The sequence below is a fragment of the Absicoccus intestinalis genome (assembly GCF_033971885.1).
Lineage (GTDB): Bacteria > Bacillota_I > Bacilli_A > Erysipelotrichales > Erysipelotrichaceae > Absicoccus > Absicoccus intestinalis.
In genome coordinates this window covers 196,329-217,628 of the sequence record NZ_JALBUS010000001.1, presented here as the reverse complement: position 1 = coordinate 217,628, position 21,300 = coordinate 196,329, and the positions used below count along the sequence as shown (strand labels likewise).

Genomic DNA, 21,300 nt, shown 5'->3' with positions numbered 1-21,300 from the left:
AGGAAACCAATGAATATTACCGAAAAAAACTGTTCGGAACCAAAAGTGAGACGGCAAGGTCACTTGGTTTTGAGCAGCTTTCTTTATTTGATGAGGCCGAAACGATACTGGGAGAGAATCCCGGATATGTGGATATCACCTATAAACGCAAGAAGAAACATAAAAAAGTGCCTGGCGAGATCAGTGCAAAATTTAAGAACCTGCCAAAGATCAAACGACTGCTGGATATCCCCAAAGAAGACCGGTACTGTGAACAATGTGGATCTGAGATGGTCCGTGTCGGTGAAGAGTTCGTACGCAATGAATTGAAGTTCACACCGCCAAAACTGGAACTGGTCGAAGTATATCGAACGACATATGAATGCAGAAACTGCAGGAAACATGGCAAGCCCCATATGATTAAAGCAGAAGTACCGGCCAATGTGATACCGCACAGCTATGCATCCGCAGACAGTGTGGCATATATCATGGTACAGAAGTATGTGAATGCAGTGACACTTTACCGGCAGGAGCAGACATGGAAGCACCTGGGAGCAGAATTGAGCCGTGCCACCATGTCAAGCTGGATGGTCATTGCTGCCAGAGAATGGCTATATCCTTTGATTCGCAGGATGCATTCCATATTGATTGATCAGAAGTATATCCATGCGGATGAAACAACGGTCCAGGTGCTCAAAGAAAAAGACAAGAAGAATACTTCAAAGTCATATATGTGGGTATATACAACGCATAAATATTCGAAGACACCGATACGATTGTTCGATTATCAGCCGAACCGGAAAGGTATCCAGGCAAAGGAATACCTGGAAGGATTCAGTGGGTCATTGATCACCGATGCGTATGCAGGATATGATCAGATCAACGGAGTAGAACACTGTTACTGCTGGGCACATCTGAGAAGATATTTCACCGATGCCCTGCCAAAGGATCTGAAGTCAATGAATGCCACCTATCCAAAACAGGCCATCGAGAAACTGCAGAAGATCTTCCATGAAGAAGCATTATTAGAAGATCTTGATGCAGAGACCAGACAAAGGAAACGGAAAGAGATACAGGCGCCAATGGTCGAAGAATTTTTTGCGTGGATAGAAACAAATAAGGACAAAGTACTTGCGTCATCAAAATGCGGAAAGGCTTTTCATTATGCTCTAAACCAGAAAGCAGGACTCATCAAATATCTGGAAGATGGAAATATCCCGATGACCAACAGCATAGCTGAAAGAGCTATACGGCCATTCACGGTCGGCAGAAAAAACTGGCTGTTCAATGGAGGACCACAAGGAGCGAAAGCGAGTGCAGCGATATACAGTATCGTCGAAACAGCGAAAGCCAATGAACTGGATCCATATAAATATCTGAATCTTCTATTCAATTCATTACCTGGACTAGACTTTATATCCGATCCTTCATTACTGGATGATTATCTGCCATGGTGCAGTGATATAAAGACAATATGTAAATAAACCCGTTATGATACAAATAACTGTTTGTTCACAACGGGTTTTGTTTATAACATCATAGACACTGATTTATCTGACGCTTACCTTACATTAATCTCTTTTAAAGATATCTCGTGTATAGACTTTGTCTTTTACATCATCCAGGCAAGTATCGTATCGATTGGCGATAATAGCCTGGCTTTTCTTTTTGAATTTCTTTAAATCATTTACTACAACGGATCCAAAGAAGGTTTCACCATCTTTTAGAGTTGGTTCATAAATGATAACCTTGGCACCCTTGGCTTTGATTCGTTTCATGACACCTTGAATTGAAGATTGTCGAAAGTTGTCAGAATTTGATTTCATTGTTAATCGGTATACACCGATGACGCATTCTTTTTCTTGATTTGGTGAATAATCGCCTTGAGAATAATAATCATAGTATCCGGCCATATGTAATACTTGGTCAGCAATAAAATCTTTTCTGGTTCGATTACTTTCTACAATGGCAGAAATCATGTTTTGTGGGACATCATTGAAGTTGGCTAGTAGTTGTTTAGTGTCTTTGGGTAGGCAATAACCGCCATAACCAAAACTAGGATTGTTGTAGTGATTTCCAATACGAGGATCTAGGCATACGCCATCAATGATTTCTTTGGCATTTAATCCTTTAGATTCTGCATAGGTATCCAATTCATTAAAATAGGAAACTCGAAGGGCTAAATAGGTATTCGCAAATAATTTAACAGCTTCGGCTTCGGTAAATCCCATAAATAAGGTATCAATATTTTCTTTGATGGCACCTTGTTGTAGAAGTTTCGCAAAGATATGTGCTTTTTCTTTGGAATCTTCATCACAAGATACAATGATGCGAGATGGATATAAATTATCATATAATGCTTTGGATTCTCTTAAAAATTCGGGACTAAAGATAATATTTTTTGTATTGTACTTTTTTCGAATTGACTTAGTATAGCCAACTGGAATGGTGGATTTAATGACCATCATAGCTTCTGGATTCACTTTTAAGACCAATTCAATGACAGATTCTACAGCAGAACAATCAAAGAAGTTCTTTTTACTATCGTAGTTGGTTGGCGCTGCAATCACAACAAAATCAGCATCTTTATACGCTTGTTCACCATCCAATGTAGCCGTTAGATCTAAATCTTTTTCAGCAAGATATCTTTCAATATAATCATCTTTGATTGGTGATTTACGATTGTTGATCATTTCTACTTTTTCGGGAATGATATCAACTGCTGTAACATGATTATGTTGGGCAAGTAAAGTTGCGATGGAAAGGCCAACATACCCAGTACCAGCAATCGCAATGCTGTATTGTTTTTGTTCTTGTTTTTGGTCTACAAATAAATCCGTTGGTTCAAAGTCCAAGACTTCTCCGAGTGTCTCTAATTGAACAATAGAAGGCACAAAGTCTTTGGATTCAATACGACTAATAACAGCTCGATTGATGCCGGTAGCATCAGCTAGTTGTTGTTGGGTCATATCTTTATTTTTTCGAGATGAAATAATGGTTTGTGCCAATAATTCTTGAGATAATTTTTTCATGATAACTCCTTGTTAATAATATTAAAAATATTACGGAATAATCATACTATAATTTATAACTATGTCAATTTACTTAAGTATTAAATGAATGATTGTTAGAAATGGAAACAAATCATATGCATTAATGTTGCACATAATAACAAAACAAGAATTATACATTAAATCGTATATCGTAAGAGCTACTCGACAATGGGTGTGCAAGAATCAGTTCAGAAATCGAGCGAACGAGTTCATCCTTTGGATGATCTCACTTTCTAAACGATGACTGGCACAGGGGCCCATAGTCATGTAATAAATGCTGAGTAAATCTAAAAATGAAAATGTTGCATCGGAAATATTGATTTAGATAGTATAATTTGATAATATTTATATACCCTATTAAATAGGGAGTTACTAAAGAAGGTGATCTTTATTAAGATTGAAGTAGTAAATCCTTTTCTTCCAGAAAATCAATGGGTTATTAGCAATTTTAAATCTTTTGGGTTTGATCTTAATAAAGATTTAAAGAATGTTGGAATGAAAAGAAAAGAGTTTGAAATGATTTTGAAGGATTTGTCATTGGATGTAAGTGCAGATAATATCAATGGTGCAAAGATAACATCTAAAAATGGAATATCTGTATATAAAATGAGATATAAAGATCAAAAACGAAATATGGGTAGTTCAGGGGCTTATAGATTGATTAGTCTTATTCTTGTTTCGGAGAAGAAGGCTATTCCATTTCATTTATATCATAAGCGTTCTGGTAAAAAGCCTAAAACGGATCTTACAGCAAGTGAGTATAAAAAAGTAAATGAATTGGTTGATGATATTAGTAACAGTCGGGAGGAAGTTTAATGGTTTCATGGAAGAAGTTAAAAAGCCTGAAGGGTTTTAAAACAGAGATTATAGATACAGAATCTATTACTACTAATGTTTTCGTGAAAAATCTTCGTAATAAATTAAATATGTCACAAAGAGTATTTGCGAGGGTACTTGGTATAAGTGAGAAGACTGTTGAAAAATGGGAACAAGGGGCAAATCCTGTTAAGGGAGCATCTAGTAGATTGTTATTTTTACTTAATAAGCATAGTTATTTAATTGATGATTTATATAAAATTCATGGTGATTTTAGTTCAGATTTAAAGACAAATTATTCTGATAAATTTTATGAGTCTTATACTTCAAATTCTTTTGAAAAATTTAATGATTATGATGATGAAAAAATTATTAAAAATGCAAATTCATATCGAAATAATAACGAGTTTGAAATAAGAGCTTAGGAAATGAGAGATATTTACTATGGCAAACAATGAAAAAAAATTATTTATAGAAAATGTGAATGTATATTTAGAAAAGGCAGATTTTTCTTATGATAATATTCCTGATGGCGAAAATCTGATCAAATTCAATCAACAAATTAGTGTTTTAGAATGCAAGGCAGAAAGTATAAGAATTCGATCGGAATATATTGTGACTGCTGATAAAGGGAACGCTCCAATTATTTATGTTTCGTCTATATCAATTTATTATTTGTCCAAAGATTCATTTGGTAATTTCAGTGATATATCAGAAATGAAAGATTATGTAGAAGAAAGAAAAGTGTATTTAGTCAATCAAGCTCATGTCGGTGCTGAAATGTCAAAATTAATAGCTAATATTAGTGGGACATATGGAATACATCCTATTATAGTGCCACCTGTTTTTAAGGAAAAAGAAAGTTAAGAATCACATAGCAATAACTAAAGTGTATTCTCTTAAAAAGAGAGATGGATTTAGAAATTCACCTCGTAATCTTTCTTTGTGGAAGGTGAAAATCAACCAAAATATCTATAGAAATATTGGTAGGGCAGAGGATAAATAAATTATATCGCTAAATGTAAGCGTCAGATAAAACAGTGTCGATGATGTCATAATAAAATCCGTTGCGAACAAACAGTCATTTGTATTATAACGGGTTTATTTACATATTGTTTGTATATCACTGTGGTTCATTTATAAAGTCCAATCCTGGTAATAAGTGGCTCTGTCTTGCGAATCAAGTGGTTCTCAAATGCCTGAATATTCATCTAAAGACATTTAGACCGTTCGCAAAGAATCCGTCAATCGCAAAAGTGTTTCGGGAGATAGGACTTGCTGATGAACTTGGTAGCGGCATGCGAAATAGCTATAAATATACGAAGATGTATTCTGGTGGGGAACCTGTATTTACAGAGGCAGATGTATTTACAACGGTGATTCCTCTTTCCGAGGCGGCAACAGCTACAGTTGGACCGACTGTCCAAACTACCCCTCAAGTTGCTGTCCAAGATTTGGAGCAAAAACTGGAAAAGTTAATCGAGTTTTGTAGTATACCACGAAGTAGACGTGAAATGATGGATCATATGGGTCTTACTGACAGCAAGAGTTTCAGAAAGAGATATCTTAATACTTTGATTGAAGCAGGAAAGATTGAGATGACGATACTGGATAAGCTAAATAGCCCTAATCAGAAGTACAGAAAGAAGTAATTTGATAGGAAATAGCGATTGTAAAATTCAGATAAGATGTTGCCTTATAAGTGAATGATCAATATTTGAAATGATTGATTGATGGAAAAATATAATACGTTAAACTATAAAATATGCTAAAAAATCACAAAATACATTGATAAACGTGCAAGATAAATATATAATCATGTATTGAATGAGGCAGGAGCAGAATATATGTTGTTGGAGTTTTCTTGTTCAAACCACAAATCAATACGTAAACATGTGCTTTTTTCCGCATTAGCAGGAACAGATACAACCAAGATTGAGGAAACGAAGGAATTTGGAAAATACCGAGTGCTGAAATCTGCAGTTATTTATGGTGCTAATGGTTCTGGCAAAAGTAATTTTTTGGATGCGATATCCTTTGTGAAAAACTTGGTATTAAACAGCATTAATCATCAACCGGGGCAAGGAATCCGACAAATTCCTTTTAAGGCGGAAGGGTATGAAGTACCTAGTGTTTATAAGATTCAGTTCGTAATTGATGATATAAGATATGCTTATCAATTTAGTCTAAAACAGATGCTCGTAGAAGATGAGTATTTTTATTTCTTTCCTAATGGAAAACAAAAGAAAGTATTTGAAAGACACGGAGACAGTTTTATTGCGGGAAGAAGTTATAGAGGGAAATTTGATACTTGTAGAGATGTATTGAAGCCAAATCGGTTGATGCTTTCGTGTGCAGCAAATTTTAGTAATGTTCATGAAGTGGAAGAAGCATATAAATTTTTTAGAGATGATATTGTTATTTATGGAGACAATCTTCAAGATAATTGGATGAATTATTCTCTTCATGCAATCGATTCAAATGCTGGTCTAAAGAAGGCAGTAATCACCTTTATGCGGGAACTGGGAATGGGAGTTAAGGATATTTCTATTAAAATTGATCAATCAAAACCGGAACCAAATGATATTCCTCCTTTTTTAGCTCCAGAATTTAAAGAACAATTATTAAATGCTCCAATGGATAGGATTGATGCTAAAGTTGTGTATGATAACTTTGATACAAATCTGATAGGGGAAGAATCTAGTGGAGTAAAAAAACTTTTTGCATTTTTATGTCCATTGATTGACATTATTGTAAATGGAAAAGTTTTAATTTGTGACGAATTAGAATCAGGACTTCATGAAGCATTGGTATATGGGCTTCTAAAAATGTTTATGACAACAGATTCAGGAGACAAATTTCCACAACTGTTTTTTACTACACATGATACCGGATTGTTGAATTTAGATATGTTTCGTCGTGATCAAATATGGTTTACAGAATTAAAAGAGGATCGGTCAACAGATCTATATTCGCTTGCCGAAATTCAAAATGTGCGGAAAGATGAAAATATTGGAAAAGGGTATATTAATGGGAAGTATGGAGCAATTCCAATGTTGAATTTAAATTTTGCAAATATAATGTCAAATATGTGAGGTGAAGAAGATGGTAAAAATCGACTTCAATCTTGCAGATAGAGCTGAAAATATACGACAACCAAAAAAACAAGTGCCTCCAGTTCATTTTGAGCTACAAGATATTTTTAACCATTTCAATGAAAGTTTACAGGATATAGATAATCAAAGTGAAACAGCGAATATTCTTTTACAAGAGGGTAAATACGAAGAATGTTAGGATATTTGGCGATCCCAAATCGTTTTTTTAGAAGGCATCCTCGATTTTTATCTTCATGAAATGAGTAAGTATGCTTTATATCAGATGTTTAGCGGGCAATGGAATAAAAGTGAAAAATATTTTGGGATAAAGGTACCAATGAAGTTAGTAGAAAACGCATATGAAGATTTATCTACAAAAGAATGGTTCTTTTCATTCCTTAATCAGGAGATGAGTAAACAGGTTTATCTTTCTGCAGAAAGCATGAAAGATCAGTTAAATTTAATTGGGATTCCTTTTAATGATGTGATGTCCAAGGCATTTCCAAAGTCAACTGTTAATGATTCGCTTAAATATGGAAAAACAATAGTAAGAGAAATGTTTGATCGAAGAAACAAAATCGTGCATCAAAATGACAGGGAACATACTTCTGCGAATAGAACTTCAATTTCAAAAGATTTGGTTACATTGTATCGACAACAGATTGCTGCTATTGTATATGCCATTCAAGAAATAGCAATGAATAAATAATCAGGGAATATTGGGATTGCGATTATTTATATTTATATGAATTACTGAAAAAAGTAGTACATCATTGAATCCTAAAAACAATAGAAATTTATGCCACCTTGATTTATCGATAAAATGTTTGTGTGGGTATGTGCAAACGCCTATCGATAAGTAGGTGGTTTTAATATGCCACAATATTTTGTAAGAATTGCTCAACTTAAGTTGAAAGGAGGAATTTCAAATCGTAAGATTGCAGACATATTAGGTATTTGACATAATATTGTCAACGGCACGATCCATAAAATAGAAGAAAATGGATTCAGTTTTAAAGAAATAGCCCATAGTTTGAAAAAGAGATTAAAGCCAATTTCAAAAGAGCAACGAATCATACGGGACCAAATCCAGAGTATGAGATACCAGATTTAAGATACCGACAAAACCCAATGTCACAAAAACGATCCTCTGGGAAATATCGTGATGGCTGTCTGCTGAGTTCAAAGAGGCCATACACCGTTTATCAGCAATCTCCAGAAGGACTTCTATTTGACAATGCTTACGGAACGAAAGGCTCACATTTTAGATTTCTCACTGACAGCTTTAATGAAAAAGGAGGGGCCAATTCAAAGCAAAAAAGAACAACAGAAGATGCCATTTCAAAAAAATAAAACTTAATATTTAGTCGGTGTTAATGTCAATATTAAATTTACCAATGGGGGTGTGGACAAAATCCTGGACCAAAGAATCCAAAAGGTATGTTATGTACTCATATGAAGAAAGATTAAAAGCCGTAGAATTGTATATTAAATATAATAATAACAGTGCTGCTGTAATTAGAGAGCTTGGATATCCAAATAGATATACGCTATCATTGTGGCTACAAGAGGATGTTGAAGGATATCATACTAGACCAATCGCTAAATCTTCAAAAGCAGTATATACTGAAGATGAGAAAAAAGAAGCTGTTATTCATACGGAAATAAGGGAAAAATCGGTAAATGATATAGCTGAGGATTATGGAGTAACAAGGGTTACTCTATATAAATGGAAAGAGGAGCTTCTTGGCAGTGAAAGTGAATGTACTATGAAAAAACAAGATCAAGACACAATTACGAATAGATCAACCAGTGAAGAAACGGACCAATTGAAGCAAGAGGTTGAAAGATTGCGAAAAGAAGTATATCGTTTACAGCTTGAAAAAGATATTTTAGAGAAAGCAGCCCAAATAATAAAAAAAGAAAAGGGCATCAATCTAAATGAGCTAACAAATAAAGAAAAAACTATCTTGATTGATGCCCTTAAGGAAAAATACCCATTAAAAAAACTGCTGATTGAATTAAAAATAAGTAAAAGCAGTTATTTTTATCAAGAAAACGCAATGAAACTTGGAGATAAATATAGTGAATTGCGCATAAGAATAGCCAACATCTTCAACTCAAATTATCAAAGCTATGGTTATAGAAGAGTCCATGCACAGTTAAAAAAAGAAGGAATATCAGTATCTGAAAAGGCAGTGCTTCGATTAATGAAAGAAGAAGGACTTATTGTGATCACAACAAAAGAAAAGAAACACTCATCATATAAAGGAGAGATATCTCCTGAGGTTGATAATATTGTAAATAGAGATTTTCATAGTGAAAAACCTAATGAAATTCTATTAACGGATATTACTGAATTTTCTATTTCAGCCGGCAAAGTATATTTATCTCCAATGATCGATTGTTTTGATGGATTCGTAACATCGTGGTCAATAGGTACCTCCCCAAATGCGGAATTGGTTAATTCGATGCTGGATACAGTCATAGCTAATTTAAAAGAAGATGAACGATCAATCATACATTCTGACAGAGGATGTCATTATAGATGGCCCGGATGGATCCAAAGAATGGATGATAATGATCTGATCCGGTCTATGTCAAAGAAAGGCTGTTCTCCTGATAATTCAGCTTGCGAAGGCTTCTTTGGGCGCTTAAAAAACGAAATGTTTTATAAGCGAGATTGGAAGGATGTAACTATAGATGGGTTTATAAAAATAGTGAATGATTATATTGAATGGTATAACACAAAAAGAATAAAACAATCATTGGGATATAAGAGTCCAATGGAGTATAGAAAGGAATTAGGATTAAATTGAGAGTCCAGAAAAATGTCTTCACCCCCAGTTGGTCAGTTTTCAGTCGACAAATACAGTTTGTGAAGGATTTAGATGAAGAAATGGATCCAATCAAAACAAATTATGGAGGTAAACGATATACAACAGATTTGGGCAGACATCTGAGGAATATAAGTCAATAAGATGTAGAGATTACACCCTTGATAGTTCGAACCCATGTAAGAAGTTGACAAATATGTATTTGATGATATTCGACAAACAAAAGCATATAAAAAATAAGAGCAGGTATATGAAGAAGACCCAATCTTACCGAAGGATGCTTATTATGAATATTGTTATGAAATTTTTGCTCAAAACATTCTAGCAACAAAATTAATTTAGTGAAAATAATAATGGAAGATGAAATAAAAATGAAATATTCAGATATTAGAAAAGAGAAAATGGAACAAAAATGGTTGTCCATTAAAATTATCCCTCAAAGAGTTAGAGATTGGTTAACTCGATTTACATTGGATCAACATAAAAAACAAAATGCAGTTGATATGTATGAACGGAGATATCTGAAGGGATATGTTGGCACGCAAATAAAAAAAGAAACATCTTTGCCATCAAAATATTATTTTACTCCACAATATATTTTTACATCTGACCTTATACGTTCGACTGATTATATCTCATTCCGAAAAGATTTAAAGAAATTGATGCTGAAACAAAGAACAAATAAATATTTTTTTGCTTCAGGGGAAACCAAACATCAAATCGACAATTTAAAGCCTAATGATCCAGGAGTAGTGTTTTATCGTCATATTGGCATGATTGATTTCGGTAATAATAAAGATTTGCGTGGTGTTGTGGACTACGTAGACATAAATATTTCAAATTTGAACGACTCTTATTTTCTATTATTACTTACAATTAAGTTAACTGAAGAAGAGAAAAGCAGGTTACAAAATTTAATTTCAAGTGATTATACAAAGGCCAATCAATTCTATACGGAGTATTATGTCGATAAAAAAACAATAAAATCAGTTGATAAAAAAATAGCAAAACCAGGCGCCCAGAATTATATAGCCAAGGTCAATGCTAAAGATAGTATCATCAAAACAGATGACCTTGACACTGAATTTAATAGAATAAAAAAAGAAGTATTTTCAATCATTGGCAAGTATTTCAAATTAGAGCTTATGCAACAAGACATTATTCAGCCGGCATATATCATATATGGTACTAATTTAGATATTGGTAGTAATGTTCAAAGTGAAGAAGATAGTGATAAAGAAATATCAATGGATTTTTTTGAAAGTATGGGTATGCCAATATATAGTAATGACAATTTTTTTTCATTTAAACAATACTTTTCAAATGAAAAAAATTCAGAAGTAATCTATGAGCATCCTTCATTTGATCAATCCAATAGATATGTTGTTTATTTTGAAAATCGAATTCAGTGTAAAGAGGAATATCAAGATGTTGAATATCAGTTTTATTATGAATTCTTTGAATATTTTAAAGAAATTGCTCGGTTGGATTATCCGTCTTATTTATATGATGATTATAAAAATGTTATTTTAGAATATCGTCGAAGAATTAATCTTCTAAAGATTAATGGAAAGAATTATAAGAAAGCTTTAAACATTAGAAAAAAATTTGCTAATAAAATATATTTTTTTCAAACTGCATGTTGCCCAATAGAAGGAAATTTTAATATGTCATTATCAACAATTAAATATTTAAAACAAGATATGATAAATGGCTCCCAAAATATTGTGGAATATTATATTTATTTGAAATCAAAATCTTCAAAAAGATTAGATGAATTTTATAAAAATATTTGTTCTGAAACGAATGAAAGAATAAATGAAATGAAAGATTTATCTGATAAACACCAGATTACAAAAAGCAATATAATGACAACTATATCAATTTTAATTGCATTTGCATCATTACTTATTACCTTAAGATCTCGTTAATGTAACATGTTTTCATGATTAGTTGCAGGTTTGATATTGAAACTAGATACATGTAATCCTATGGGGGATATAGCAAAATTTTTGGATATGATAGGGAAACTATCCAAAGTAGATTTATTGATCCTTGATGATTTTGAACTGATGGAAATGGATGTTGATAAATGCAGATTTGTATTTGAGATTCTGGATGCTTGGGAAAACAGAAAATCAACTATAGTAGTATATCAAATACCCGTAAAGGATGGCATGATCTGTTCATGCAATCAACCTATGCAGACGCATGACATGATCGATTACTGTTCAAAGCATACTGTTTATAATTTAATGGTGAATCATTGAGAACATCTGAAAACAGTAAACCAGTTGACTGCTTTTTTCCGCTATGTGCAATGTGATAGTCGTAGACCAAAAAACAACAAAATATAAAATACAAAAGAAACATTACCTCTAATGATTATAATTATTTTCGTTTTGAGTGGTACAGGTATTTCCGTTTTTCTGGCACAAACTACTCCGTTGGATCAGGCTCAAATTTTCCGACGTATTCAGGCATTAAAACATTCAGAAAAAAATCGAGGATATTTCATTATGTTTCGGGATAAGAAATATCTTTGATCCGAGAGTAGTTGATCAGTTTTCAATTGCGAAATTGGTCAGTTTTCAGTTGACAAATACATGTACTCATTGATTTGTGATTTGTCAATTATCAATCCTTAATTTTAAAACCTAAATTGTATTGATTTGATATCTTGATTTTAAATACTTATAAGATATTTAAGAAGAAGTTGTTAATGGTTAGATAAAGCGGAGTAGATTGTTATGTGTATAAATAGAGTACCTGTTTTATGAAAAGATATAAGGTAATGGTTTAAGGAAGTGGGTTCGTGCTTGTTTTGATGGCGCTTGAATACAAGCGGTAAGTCCTATTCTAAGGTATTTGTATGATTTTGTGATAAAATCAAGTGGAATACAGTCTTATTTACTGTTTTCATGGACTTGTAGTGATGAAAGTGGTAAGTTAATATTGTCTGTGTCTTAATATTTAAGTAAATATAATAAAGGGAGAATGTATGGAACAAAAGCGAATAACTCGAAATCAGTATAATGATCGTTCAGATGATGTGGATACGATTGATTTATTGGAAGTAGGACGTGCCATTGTCAAACATCTTCGATTGATCATTTTATTAACAATCGTATGTGGCGCCCTAGCCTTTGGCATCACATCTTTTTTGATTCCTAAGGAATATACCAGTTCAACGACGATCTTCTTGACCCCAATGATCGATCAAACAACAGGTAGTGCCGACTATAACTCGCAAATGGCCAATTCAAAATTGGTGACCAACGTTGTGGAATTGTTGACCCAAAACAACATCATGTCGGAAGTAGCTAAGGATACCGGTTTGGAAAGTGGCCAAGCCGCACGGAATTATTTGACGGTCACCAATGAACAAGATACCGAATTGATCACGGTCTCAGCAACCACGACCAATCCCAAATTATCCAAAAAATTAGCGGAAGATACCGTCGATGTATTCATTGAAGAAATGCAAGATAAGATCAATGTCAAAAACATTGAAGTGGTCGATAAAGCACGTTTGTCGTATGAACCAAGCGGTCCGAATGTGAAAAAGAATACCATGGTTGGTGCTTTATTAGGTTTCTTGTTGGGTGTTGCCTATGCGGTGATTCGCATGTTGATGGATACACGATTGAAAAACAAAGCAGAAGCAGAAAAATATCTGGGTATTCCTGTGTACTGCGAACTGCCGGATCTGGAAAAATAATATGATCGATTTACATTCGCATGTGGCATGGGGCATAGATGATGGCATGCCCAATCAAACCGATGCACGGGAAGCTTTACACATGGCCAAGGCCGATGGCATCGAAGCTATTTGTAGTACTCCTCATGTTGTACCCGGACAATTGGATGCACAATGGCTTCATACGATACGAGCTCGTCAAGAAGAATTACGAGCCATCAGTGATATCGATATTTATTTTGGCGCTGAAGTGATGATGAATTCCGCGTTCATTGATGCATTGGATGAGAAATGGTATCCCACCATCAATGATACATCCTATATGTTGGTGGAATATGATGTGCGCAAAGACATCCATCGACAGCCGGATTTTATGGATCCTTTATATGAGCTGGATATACGAGGATACAAACCCATCATTGCCCATATTGAAAGGTATTTTCATCATGGCTTGGATTGGGAAATCATTCATACCTGGCAAGAAGCAGGCTATGTGTTACAAATCAATCGTACAAGCATCATGGGGATCCATGGCAAACAAATGGAAAAGAATGCCAAAGAATTGTTGACACAAGGTGTCGGCCATCTCGTTGCGACGGATACGCATCGAGCCAAAGGTCATCGCATTGCATGTTTAAGCGATGCCTTTGATCGTGTTTCCAAATGGATTGGTTCAGAAAATGCCGACTTATTGTTTGAACAAAATCCTTTGGCCATCCTACAAGGAAAACCAGTAACCAATTTAACCATAAAGAAAAGAAGATTTCGCTTCTTTGGGAGATAAGCATGGCAAGAAAAAAAGTAAATCAATTTGATTTAGATGAAATCTACCGGAATTTACGAGCAAATATTGAATTTGCTCAATTGGATGAGCATATGCAAGTCATCAATATTGTGAGTACCTTTCCAGATGAAGGAAAAACAACGGTTGCACGGAATTTAGCCCGCATCATGGCAGCCAAATACCAAAATGTTTTATTGATGGATTGTGATTTACGAAATCCATCGGTTCATAAACAGCTGCATATCAGTAATTCAAAAGGATTATCCAATATCATCAGTGAATTTGAACCAAATAAACCCATTCGTTCGTATGATGCGGTTCGAGCGGTAAAATTTGAAACAGGTGAACGCCTATCGGTCATGACAACCGGTCATCGCGTCCCCAATCCGAGTGAAGTTTTGGATTCACGTCGATTTGGTGAAATCTTAAATCAAGCTCGTAAAGAATATGGCTACATCATCATTGACTGTCCACCGATGACGGCAACCAGTGATGCAGTTCCTATCTCCAATGTGGCGGATGGCACTTTATTTGTGATTTCTTCCAAAGATACCGATAAACGAAAAGCACGAGCAGCCATCCATGATCTCCAACGTGTAGGTGGAAATGTATTTGGAACCATCTTGACCAAGGTACAAGATCTTGGTTCAAAACGATATGGCTATGGCTATGGATATGGCTATGGGGAAAACAATAAGGAGAAATAGAAGGAACATGAAAGGGAAAGTGTTGTTGCCTTTATTTATGGGTGCTTTATTCTTGGTAGGTTGTGGCAATCAAAGCATCACCGTTTCCAAAAACGATGTCTTGGAAGTCGCCCAAGACGATGCCAATGTAGAGAGTAAAGAATGTTCGGATGTGTCCGTAAAAAAAGGCGTTGATTATTATACCGTGAAATTCACGACCGATAAGGGAAGCTATTCGTATAAAATTGGTCTCAATGGACATATTCAATCGCGTTCATATAATAAAAGTGTTTCGGGAAAAACTTCGAAGAGTGAAACAAAAACGACCGAACAAAAAACAACGAATACAAATTTTGATGACAAACAACAAGCAGCCATTGATGCGGTTTTAAGCAATATGGCCCTATCGCAATCCGATGTAACGGATATTCAATGTACGCTGAGTGAAGATGGCAGTCAATATACAGTGACCATGTCCAATAATGGTTCACCGATCCAAGCCGTTGTGGATGCGAATACCAATGCGGTCACATCAACGATTGTCGGTCAGTAAGGAGATGAATGCATTGAAAAAGAAAAAAACACCCATTTGGAAAAATCCTGCGTTCTACCTTTCCATCTTGATGGTTGTAGTGGTCGCATTCTTATTTTTTCAAATTGTAAAATTAAACCTATTACCAAATACGCTGGTCGGAATCATTGGTATCGTTTTATTGATTTTCATTGTGTTAACGATTCTATTTGGCTTGGTTCTAGGACATAGTCGTAAAGGTTTTCGTATTTTTGGCATTATTTTAAGTATTGTCCTCATCCTAACAAGTTGTTTTGGATCGTATTATTTGATGAATGCCAATGGCGCTCTAGACCGCATTGCTTCCGATGACAACTATGATCGCCATACCATTCAATTGTATGCCGTTAAGCATTCGAGTCTAAACAGTGAAAAAGACTTAAATGGACAAACCATTGGTATCTTAAAAAACAGCCAACGTACATATGTGAATAAAGTCATCAAACAACTCAAAGCAGACAAAGATATCAAATTTACTACCAAGACTTATGATTCCAGTGTTGAATTGGTTAACGACTTTTTAGGCCAAAAAATCGATTGTATGATGATCGATGCCTCCAATCTTTCGGTCATGGAAGAAATGGATGGTCGCCAAGACATTCGTAGTGAAATCAAATCCATTTATAAATATACGTACTATGTGAAAAAAGCCGATACCTCATCGACTGCGGATGTGACCAGTGATGCCTTTACGGTATTGATCAGTGGATCTGATTCTCGTGGTTCCATCAATGAAACATCGCGAAGTGATGTCGACATGTTGGTAACAGTCAATCCGAAAACACATGTTGTCTTGATGACAAGTATTCCTCGTGATTATTATGTCGAAACTACGTGTGAAGCCAGCATGGGTTGTGGCAATGGTGAAAAAGATAAGTTGACGCATACCGGTTTGCATGGCATTGACACCACCGAAATGACGATTGAAAAATTCATGGATATGGATATCAACTACCACGTCAAAGTTGGTTTCTCCACGCTCAGTAATTTAGTCGATGAATTGGGTGGCATTACCGTTAATAACCCACAAAGTTTTTCGACCGGCAATTATTCTTTCCAACAAGGAACGATTGAATTGAATGGTGAACAAGCCTTGGCCTTTGCACGGGAACGCTATAGCTTTACCGAAGGCGATAAAGAGCGCGGTCGCAATCAAATGCGCGTACTGACCGGCATCTTAAATAAAGTTATGAGCCCATCCATTTTAAAGAACTATCAAGGTATCATGAACACATTAGCCGATAGTTTCCAAACCAATATGGATACGGATGATATCAGTGCCCTTGTCAAAGAACAACTTTCTTCTCAAGCTTCATGGAAGATCTATACGACCAGTCTAGATGGAACGACCGGAACAGCCTATTGTTACGAATTGGGCGATAATGCATCCGTTGTCTTCCCCGATGACAATAGTATTTCGGAAGCCAAAACAAATATTCAAGCGGTTGAGCATGGAGAAGACCCTCCATATGCCAGTCAATCCTAATAAAACGCTCTGTGGCAATGCCATAGAGCGTTTTTTAATACAAATGATTATTGTATAAAATATATACTTAAATGAGAAAAGTTCACATTTAAATATTGAAAATAATTCTTTATTAAGAATATAATGTGATTGACATCAAACTACGGAAAGGGAGAAATACTATGCTAATTGAATTCAATTTTAAAAACTATCGATCCTTTAGAGATGAGGCAAGCTTATCGTTGTCTGCGGAGAAGATCACAGAGTTTAGTAGCAGTGTTGTATCGATTGGCAAAGAAAAGATACTTCCTGTAGCTGCTATTTATGGAGCGAATGCGAGTGGTAAATCCAATGTGTATAAATCATTTGCTTTTATGTCCAATTATGTAAAATACTCCTTTCAATATGGTGATGATGAAGTGAATTATGAAGAAGTTCGACCCAAACCGTTTTTATTTGACGAAGAGTCGGAACAAAGCGAATCAAGTTTTGAAGTCTTTTTCACTCTTCCAAATGATATGTCCGGACGAACGTATAATTATGGATTTTCTTTAGATAGTAACGGGGTAGTCGAAGAGTGGCTAAATACGAAAGCGAAAACTTCAAAGGAATATAGATTAGTTTTTTATCGGGGAGAAGAAGAAAATGATTTTTCGGGTATTCCTAAGAAGAGTAGAGAAAATATTGAATTGGCATTAGAAAAGCAAGTGCTTGTTGTTTCGTTGGGTGCAAAGCTAAAAGTAGAAAAATGCAAGCTCGTACGTGATTGGTTTTTATCGAATGAACTTGCTGATTTTTGCGATCCCGCAAGAAATTTTTTTATGTCTAGAACATTACCAAAAGGTTTTACAGAAGATCCATCGGTCCAAAAGGATGTTCTGAAATACTTTTCTTCTTTTGATAATCAAATCAAAGGCTTTCAGGCAACAAGAGTTCCAAATGAAGAAGATGAACAGGATGAACAATTTATCATTGAAGCAAAGCATAAAAGAATCCATTCCGATGATTCTGTCATGATTCCTTTATCGGATGAATCCGATGGAACATTGAAAATGTTTGCGTTATATCCCAAACTTCACGCCGTATTAGAGAAGGGAAGCGTACTTTTTGTCGATGAATTAAATGCACGATTACATCCGCTTCTTGTTCGAAATTTCATTTTGACCTTTGCAAATCCAAAAATCAATGTGAATCATGCACAACTGATTTTTACCACACACGATACATGGCAATTATCAAATCAATTATTGCGTAGGGATGAAGTTTGGTTTACCAATAAGGATAGTAATGGATTGTCTTCCTTGTATTCATTGGCAGATTTTTTAGATGCAGATGGATCGCATATACGAAAAGATGAAAACTATGAAAAAAATTATCTTTTAGGGAAATATGGAGCGATTCCATCGTTATCGGCTATTGATTCGTTGATAGGAGATAAAAATGGCAAAAAAGGATAGAACGGGAAAAAGAAAGAGGCGTTCACATCGTAGTCCAGAAATGGGATATTATCTTGTCGTAACAGACACCAAAGCTACGGAAGAAAATTATTTTAGAGGATTGCGTAATAGTTTACCCAATGATTTGAAAGATCAATTAGTCATCAAAGTTGTTAAAACGGAAACAAAAAGCTTATTAGACAAATGTTTAGAACAGTGGCAGCTGACTCCACAATATTGTAATCCTTGGATCATTTTTGATAGAGACCTAGTCCCTAATTTTGATCAAATTATTTATAAAGCGCAACGGATGGGAATTCATGTGGGATGGTCAAATCCTTGCTTTGAGATTTGGATGTTTGGGTATTTTGGAAACATACCAAATATTATGCGTTCAAAAGGATGTTGTACAAAATTTAGTGAGTTATATAAAAAGAAGACTGGTCAGGAATATAAAAAATCGGATGAAACAATTTATCATAAACTCATCCAATTTGGAGATGAAGAACTGGCATTAGAACAGGCAAAAATAAAATATCATCAATGTGATAAAAGTGGGGAAAAAGTTCCATCGGAAATGTGGCCGTGTACAACCGTCAATGAATTGGTATATGAAATCGTCGAAAAAAGAGATAAAAAGAGAATATAGGAATGAGGTGCTCCCCAAAAGTTAGACATTTTTTATGCAGAGAAATCTGCGCTTTTTCTTTGGTTCCTCATTTTTGGACCCCGTTCATCTTCCAATCTTTTTTTACATTATCGTGCCATACGCAAACGAAAAACATACGTTTGCTTTTTATTGAAATGTATATTCTTACTACAAAATGATCTCTTGTTGAAAAAACAAGGAGCCCATATCTCCTTTATATTGTGCACGCTTACACCATGGAATTATTGGCAAAGCTTGCGAAACTGGTCTATAATCGAAACATAGAAAGAGGAATCTATATGAGTTTCACATTTGTTAAGCATTTACCAATCCCAAAAGAAGTAAAAGAGGCCTATCCTTTATCCGAAAAGGCGAGGGCTATCAAAGAAGAAAAAGATAAAGAATTAGCGAATATCTTTCGTGGCAAAGATGATCGTTTTGTATTGATCATTGGGCCTTGTTCGGCGGACAACGAAGCCGCTTTGTTGGATTATGTATCGCGATTGAAAGATGTGCAAGATAAAGTCAAAGATAAGATCTTTATCGTCCCTCGTGTTTATACCAATAAACCACGTACGACCGGAAAAGGATATAAGGGCATGTTGCATCAACCAGATCCCGAAAAGGGACCGGATTTGATGGCTGGTTTGATTGCCATTCGTAAGATGCATATGCACGTCATTGAACAAACGGGATTCATTACTGCCGATGAAATGTTGTATCCATCCAATCATTGGTATATGAGTGATATCGTATCGTATAATGCCGTGGGAGCCCGTAGTGTGGAAAATCAGGAACACCGCTTGGTAGCTTCGGGCGTGGATGGCCCTTGTGGTATGAAAAATCCAACCAGCGGCGATTTTAATGTCATGTTGAATTCCATTGAAGCCGCACAAGCGGAACAAGAATTTATTTATCGTGGCTGGGAAGTCAAGACCAAAGGCAATCCTTTGACGCATGCGATCTTGCGTGGAGGCAATAATAAACATGGCAACAACATTCCAAACTATCACTATGAAGATTTGATGCGTTTATGCGATATGTATGCCAAACGGGATTTGGAAAATCCAGCCTGCATCGTGGACTGCAACCATTCCAATTCTGGCAAACAATATCGTCAACAAATCCGCATTGCCCGCGAAGTGTTGAATAGTCGTAAATATTCCACCGACATTCATAAAATGGTCAAAGGCTTGATGATCGAATCGTATTTAGTACCAGGCAATCAACATATTGGCGATGGCATCTATGGAAAATCCATCACAGATGCTTGCCTTGGCTGGGATGAAAGTGAACAATTGATCTACGAAATTGCGGAGGCCTTATAATGCAAGTGGGCATTTGTGGTGCTGGCACCATGGGTCATTCCATGGCCGAGATTTTTGCGAAAAGTGGCTATACCGTTACTTTATACAATCATCGTCTGCCAACTTTAGAAAAAGCGAAGACACAAATCGATCCCTCGGTACGCGATGCCATCGTGTATACAACTTCATGGGATGATCTCTATGCCATGGATCTGATCGTTGAAAATGTCAAAGAAGACATGGATGTCAAATTGGCCTTCTATCAAGAACTATCCAAACATATCCAGGATACGACCATTGTAGCCACCAATACATCGGGTCTATCCATCAATGCTTTAAGTAAAGGTATCAGCCATCCGGAACGTTTTATTGGCTTTCATTGGTTCAATCCACCAACCATCATTCCTTTGATTGAGATCATCAAAGGTGATCAGACAACGGATACGATTGCGCAAACCATCTATGATGTGGCATTATCCCTGGATAAAAAGCCAGTCATGGTCAATAAGGATGTCTTAGGCTTTGCTGCCAATCGGGTACAATTGGCCGTGGTCCGCGAAGTTTTAGATCTTGTTGATCGCGGTATCGTTTCAAAAGAAGGCGCCGATGATTTGATGAAATACGGACTGGGCTTTCGCTGGGCTTGTCTAGGCCCTTTGGAAACCTTGGATTTTGGTGGGCTAGACACCTTTTATCACATCAGTGAATACTTGATCCCGGATCTTTGTGATTCGCATGATGTACCAAAGATCTTAGCGGAAAATTATGAAAAAGGTCGCTATGGTATCAAGACCAAAGCGGGTTTCTATGATTATCCCGATGATTTGGATCAAAAGAAGACACAAGAACGAGACCAAAAATTAGCCGCATTATACAATGCCTTATATAAGAAATAAATCGTATATGGCTCCTTTCCAAGATG

General features: G+C 35.5%; 22 protein-coding genes. 21 read left to right on the top strand and 1 reads right to left on the bottom strand.

Annotated features, from left to right (window positions below; all coding sequences use genetic code 11):
• Positions 1-1,463 (top strand): IS66 family transposase (gene tnpC / locus MOZ64_RS01110; RefSeq protein ID WP_320324781.1); only part of this gene is annotated, 1,463 nt, incomplete at its 5' end.
• 87 nt (positions 1,464-1,550) lie between these two features.
• On the opposite strand, the gene MOZ64_RS01105 is transcribed toward tnpC, so the two are convergent.
• A complete protein-coding gene (locus MOZ64_RS01105; protein WP_320324780.1) occupies positions 1,551-3,011 on the bottom strand; it encodes a nucleotide sugar dehydrogenase in 1,461 nt (486 codons plus the stop codon).
• 402 nt (positions 3,012-3,413) lie between these two features.
• Here MOZ64_RS01105 and MOZ64_RS01100 point away from each other — a divergent pair, with 402 nt between their 5' ends.
• From MOZ64_RS01100 to MOZ64_RS01005, 20 genes are all read left to right on the top strand, one after another.
• Entirely contained in the window at positions 3,414-3,848 is a 435-nt protein-coding gene (locus MOZ64_RS01100; protein ID WP_317313431.1) for a hypothetical protein, read from the top strand.
• Positions 3,848-4,273, top strand: coding sequence for a helix-turn-helix domain-containing protein (locus tag MOZ64_RS01095; protein ID WP_320324779.1), 426 nt, complete (start codon positions 3,848-3,850; stop codon positions 4,271-4,273). Before MOZ64_RS01100 ends, MOZ64_RS01095 begins: the two co-directional genes overlap by 1 nt.
• A 19-nt stretch (positions 4,274-4,292) precedes the next feature.
• Positions 4,293-4,715, top strand: coding sequence for a hypothetical protein (locus MOZ64_RS01090; RefSeq protein WP_320324778.1), 423 nt, complete (start codon positions 4,293-4,295; stop codon positions 4,713-4,715).
• A gap of 431 nt (positions 4,716-5,146) precedes the next feature.
• Entirely contained in the window at positions 5,147-5,500 is a 354-nt protein-coding gene (locus MOZ64_RS01085) for a Fic family protein (RefSeq protein ID WP_320324777.1), read from the top strand.
• Between the two features lie 195 nt (positions 5,501-5,695).
• Complete coding sequence (locus tag MOZ64_RS01080) at positions 5,696-6,943, top strand: AAA family ATPase (protein ID WP_320324776.1); 1,248 nt, start codon at positions 5,696-5,698, stop codon at positions 6,941-6,943.
• Positions 6,944-6,953: 10 nt separating this feature from the next.
• Positions 6,954-7,142 (top strand): hypothetical protein, encoded by a 189-nt coding sequence (locus MOZ64_RS01075; protein WP_320324775.1) that lies wholly within the window; start codon positions 6,954-6,956, stop codon positions 7,140-7,142.
• 3 nt (positions 7,143-7,145) lie between these two features.
• Entirely contained in the window at positions 7,146-7,652 is a 507-nt protein-coding gene (locus tag MOZ64_RS01070) for a HEPN domain-containing protein (RefSeq protein WP_320324783.1), read from the top strand.
• Positions 7,653-8,074: 422 nt separating this feature from the next.
• Positions 8,075-8,296, top strand: a complete 222-nt coding sequence (locus MOZ64_RS01065; protein ID WP_320324774.1) for a hypothetical protein — start codon at positions 8,075-8,077, stop codon at positions 8,294-8,296.
• Between the two features lie 23 nt (positions 8,297-8,319).
• Positions 8,320-9,762: an IS3 family transposase gene (locus tag MOZ64_RS01060; RefSeq protein WP_441293708.1), complete on the top strand. Its 1,443-nt coding sequence runs from the start codon at positions 8,320-8,322 to the stop codon at positions 9,760-9,762.
• A 389-nt stretch (positions 9,763-10,151) separates the two neighbouring features.
• Positions 10,152-11,711, top strand: coding sequence for a hypothetical protein (locus tag MOZ64_RS01055; protein ID WP_320324772.1), 1,560 nt, complete (start codon positions 10,152-10,154; stop codon positions 11,709-11,711).
• A gap of 36 nt (positions 11,712-11,747) precedes the next feature.
• Complete coding sequence (locus MOZ64_RS01050; RefSeq protein ID WP_320324771.1) at positions 11,748-12,050, top strand: ATP-binding protein; 303 nt, start codon at positions 11,748-11,750, stop codon at positions 12,048-12,050.
• Positions 12,051-12,781: 731 nt separating this feature from the next.
• Entirely contained in the window at positions 12,782-13,501 is a 720-nt protein-coding gene (locus MOZ64_RS01045; RefSeq protein WP_320324770.1) for a YveK family protein, read from the top strand.
• Position 13,502: 1 nt separating this feature from the next.
• Positions 13,503-14,264, top strand: a complete 762-nt coding sequence (locus tag MOZ64_RS01040) for a tyrosine-protein phosphatase (protein ID WP_320324769.1) — start codon at positions 13,503-13,505, stop codon at positions 14,262-14,264.
• 2 nt (positions 14,265-14,266) lie between these two features.
• A complete protein-coding gene (locus MOZ64_RS01035; protein WP_320324768.1) occupies positions 14,267-14,971 on the top strand; it encodes a CpsD/CapB family tyrosine-protein kinase in 705 nt (234 codons plus the stop codon).
• 7 nt (positions 14,972-14,978) lie between these two features.
• A complete protein-coding gene (locus MOZ64_RS01030; protein WP_320324767.1) occupies positions 14,979-15,503 on the top strand; it encodes a hypothetical protein in 525 nt (174 codons plus the stop codon).
• Entirely contained in the window at positions 15,472-17,007 is a 1,536-nt protein-coding gene (locus tag MOZ64_RS01025; RefSeq protein WP_320324766.1) for an LCP family glycopolymer transferase, read from the top strand. Before MOZ64_RS01030 ends, MOZ64_RS01025 begins: the two co-directional genes overlap by 32 nt.
• A 161-nt stretch (positions 17,008-17,168) precedes the next feature.
• Positions 17,169-18,443: an AAA family ATPase gene (locus MOZ64_RS01020; RefSeq protein WP_320324765.1), complete on the top strand. Its 1,275-nt coding sequence runs from the start codon at positions 17,169-17,171 to the stop codon at positions 18,441-18,443.
• Complete coding sequence (locus MOZ64_RS01015; RefSeq protein ID WP_320324764.1) at positions 18,427-19,071, top strand: RloB family protein; 645 nt, start codon at positions 18,427-18,429, stop codon at positions 19,069-19,071. Before MOZ64_RS01020 ends, MOZ64_RS01015 begins: the two co-directional genes overlap by 17 nt.
• Positions 19,072-19,370: 299 nt before the next feature.
• Positions 19,371-20,399, top strand: a complete 1,029-nt coding sequence (locus tag MOZ64_RS01010) for a 3-deoxy-7-phosphoheptulonate synthase (RefSeq protein ID WP_320324763.1) — start codon at positions 19,371-19,373, stop codon at positions 20,397-20,399.
• The gene (locus tag MOZ64_RS01005; protein ID WP_320324762.1) at positions 20,399-21,274 is read left to right on the top strand and encodes a 3-hydroxyacyl-CoA dehydrogenase family protein; all 876 of its coding nucleotides are present in this window, start codon (positions 20,399-20,401) and stop codon (positions 21,272-21,274) included. The genes MOZ64_RS01010 and MOZ64_RS01005 overlap by 1 nt, the downstream gene beginning before the upstream one ends.
• Positions 21,275-21,300: the final 26 nt, after the last annotated feature.

What these genes read in the sequence shown, in the direction of transcription:
- MOZ64_RS01105 (WP_320324780.1), bottom strand. Translation starts at nt 3,011, where the DNA reads ATGAAAAAATTATCTCAAGAATTATTGGCACAAACCATTATTTCATCT.
- MOZ64_RS01095 (WP_320324779.1), top strand. Translation starts at nt 3,848, where the DNA reads ATGGTTTCATGGAAGAAGTTAAAAAGCCTGAAGGGTTTTAAAACAGAG.
- MOZ64_RS01090 (WP_320324778.1), top strand. Translation starts at nt 4,293, where the DNA reads ATGGCAAACAATGAAAAAAAATTATTTATAGAAAATGTGAATGTATAT.
- MOZ64_RS01085 (WP_320324777.1), top strand. Translation starts at nt 5,147, where the DNA reads ATGCGAAATAGCTATAAATATACGAAGATGTATTCTGGTGGGGAACCT.
- MOZ64_RS01080 (WP_320324776.1), top strand. Translation starts at nt 5,696, where the DNA reads ATGTTGTTGGAGTTTTCTTGTTCAAACCACAAATCAATACGTAAACAT.
- MOZ64_RS01075 (WP_320324775.1), top strand. Translation starts at nt 6,954, where the DNA reads ATGGTAAAAATCGACTTCAATCTTGCAGATAGAGCTGAAAATATACGA.
- MOZ64_RS01065 (WP_320324774.1), top strand. Translation starts at nt 8,075, where the DNA reads ATGTCACAAAAACGATCCTCTGGGAAATATCGTGATGGCTGTCTGCTG.
- MOZ64_RS01060 (WP_441293708.1), top strand. Translation starts at nt 8,320, where the DNA reads ATGTCAATATTAAATTTACCAATGGGGGTGTGGACAAAATCCTGGACC.
- MOZ64_RS01055 (WP_320324772.1), top strand. Translation starts at nt 10,152, where the DNA reads ATGAAATATTCAGATATTAGAAAAGAGAAAATGGAACAAAAATGGTTG.
- MOZ64_RS01045 (WP_320324770.1), top strand. Translation starts at nt 12,782, where the DNA reads ATGGAACAAAAGCGAATAACTCGAAATCAGTATAATGATCGTTCAGAT.
- MOZ64_RS01040 (WP_320324769.1), top strand. Translation starts at nt 13,503, where the DNA reads ATGATCGATTTACATTCGCATGTGGCATGGGGCATAGATGATGGCATG.
- MOZ64_RS01035 (WP_320324768.1), top strand. Translation starts at nt 14,267, where the DNA reads ATGGCAAGAAAAAAAGTAAATCAATTTGATTTAGATGAAATCTACCGG.
- MOZ64_RS01030 (WP_320324767.1), top strand. Translation starts at nt 14,979, where the DNA reads ATGAAAGGGAAAGTGTTGTTGCCTTTATTTATGGGTGCTTTATTCTTG.
- MOZ64_RS01025 (WP_320324766.1), top strand. Translation starts at nt 15,472, where the DNA reads ATGCGGTCACATCAACGATTGTCGGTCAGTAAGGAGATGAATGCATTG.
- MOZ64_RS01020 (WP_320324765.1), top strand. Translation starts at nt 17,169, where the DNA reads ATGCTAATTGAATTCAATTTTAAAAACTATCGATCCTTTAGAGATGAG.
- MOZ64_RS01015 (WP_320324764.1), top strand. Translation starts at nt 18,427, where the DNA reads ATGGCAAAAAAGGATAGAACGGGAAAAAGAAAGAGGCGTTCACATCGT.
- MOZ64_RS01010 (WP_320324763.1), top strand. Translation starts at nt 19,371, where the DNA reads ATGAGTTTCACATTTGTTAAGCATTTACCAATCCCAAAAGAAGTAAAA.
- MOZ64_RS01005 (WP_320324762.1), top strand. Translation starts at nt 20,399, where the DNA reads ATGCAAGTGGGCATTTGTGGTGCTGGCACCATGGGTCATTCCATGGCC.